The sequence below is a fragment of the Streptococcus taonis genome, from assembly GCF_029948085.1.
Taxonomy (GTDB): Bacteria; Bacillota; Bacilli; order Lactobacillales; family Streptococcaceae; genus Streptococcus; species Streptococcus taonis.
In genome coordinates this window covers 1-1,953 of the sequence record NZ_JARZZP010000028.1, presented here as the reverse complement: position 1 = coordinate 1,953, position 1,953 = coordinate 1, and the positions used below count along the sequence as shown (strand labels likewise).

General features: G+C 37.9%; 1 protein-coding gene. It reads left to right on the top strand.

Annotated features, from left to right (window positions below):
- Nucleotides 1–290 precede the first annotated feature (290 nt).
- Nucleotides 291–1,823: a cardiolipin synthase gene (gene cls / locus QEZ38_RS09655; protein WP_281335779.1), complete on the top strand. Its 1,533-nt coding sequence runs from the start codon at nucleotides 291–293 to the stop codon at nucleotides 1,821–1,823.
- Nucleotides 1,824–1,953: the final 130 nt, after the last annotated feature.

Sequence of the window (1,953 nt, the reverse complement as noted above, 5' to 3'; positions counted from 1 at the left end):
TCTTAGTATGTTTTCTACACAAAAATAGGTTCCATAATATCTATAGGGGATTTACCCACTACAAATATTATAGAGCCACTATAAAAAACTAGAGTTCCACAACTGGGAATATCTAGCTTTCTTGTGGCTGAGAATTATTTTGTCGCAGACTTTTTTTATTGATTTTATAGGTTGAACTATCGGCCTTTACAGAAAAAGCTTGATAAGTTTTATGAAACTAAGTATACTAGTAGGTAACAAGCGCTTTCAGCTAGTTGCTTTGGAGTTTATTTAGAAATTGAGAGGGAGTTATGGGAACTAGAAAATTTCGACTATTGATGTCCAAGTATGGTTTTAGCATTGCGATTATTCTGATAGAATTATTTGTAGTTTTTGCAGTCATTCTTTACATGAGCCAGATTGCTCCTCTTGTTTGGGTTGCTCTTGTATTTCTGGTCAGCGTGGCAACTGTTTTAGCCATTGTCAATCGTTCCATGTCTCCTGAAAGCAAAGTGACGTGGTTGATTGTTACTTTTGTCCCTGTTTTTGGTCCCTTGCTTTATATCATGTTTGGTGAGCGTCGGTTATCAAAAAAGGAATTTAAACAATTACAGGAACTTCGTTCTATCACATCTCATGAAAAGCGCGAACATAGTCTTCATCAAGAGATACAGGAAACTGATAAATCTGCCTACGGGATTATCAATGCCTTATTGCATATGGACAGTAATGCAGAAGTTTATGATCAGACAGACTCACAATTCTTTTCAAATGGTGAGAAAATGTGGCAACAAATGCTGGAGGATTTGAAGAGAGCTGAAAAATTTATTTTTCTAGAATATTACATTGTCGAAGAAGGCTTGATGTGGGATAGTATGCTCGAAGTTCTAGAAGAAAAGGCGGCTCAGGGAGTTGAGGTCAAGATGCTCTACGACGATATTGGTTGTATGGTGACTCTGCCGGGGGATTATACCGTTCATTTGCGGTCTAAAGGGATCGATGCCCATAAGTTTAATAAGGTGATTCCTCGTATGACAGTGGCCTATAATAACCGTGACCACCGAAAAATATTAGTCATTGATGGACAGATTTCCTATACTGGTGGGATTAATCTTGCAGACGAATACATCAATCAGATTGAACGTTTTGGACACTGGAAGGATAGTGGTGTTCGTATAGATGGTCCAGCTACTCAAGCTTTTACAAGACTATTTCTCATGAACTGGTATATCAACCGTGGAGAAATCAGTGACTTTGATCAGTATCATTTGGAAAATCAGACACGATCCGGTAGTGGACTTTGTATCCCATATGGTAGCGGACCGAAACCGATTTACCAGATGAAGGTAGGAAAAATTGTCTATCAAAACCTGATCAATCAAGCGGAGGATTTTGTCTACATCACCACGCCTTATCTCATTATTGATTATGATTTGACAGAGGATATCAAAAATGCGGCTATGCGAGGCGTAGATGTGAGAATTATAACTCCATTTATCCCAGATAAAAAGCTCATCCAGTTGGTAACTCGAGGGTCTTATCCTGATCTTTTATCTGCTGGTGTACGTATCTACGAGTATACTCCTGGTTTTATCCATAGTAAGCAAATGATTGTTGATGATCGATTTGCGGTTGTTGGAACCATAAATCTTGATTATCGCAGCTTGGTTCACCACTATGAAAATGCAGTTTTATTGTACGAAACACCATCGATTGCAGATATTCGTAAGGACTTTGAAGAGATTTTTGAAGTATCGCAAGAAATTTTTCCTGGAACAATCAAGCCTACTTGGTATCAAACATTAATCAAAGAAGTAGCTCAGTTATTCGCCCCTATGCTTTAATTGAAAGAGCTAGTTCGTCTGTATAATTAGAGAAAGAGAAGGTTTGCCGTCTCTCAGAACGAAGACAAACGTTATTTTTGGCGTTTGTCTTTTTCTCTTTTCAAAAATGGTTTGTCTCATCATCTGATAT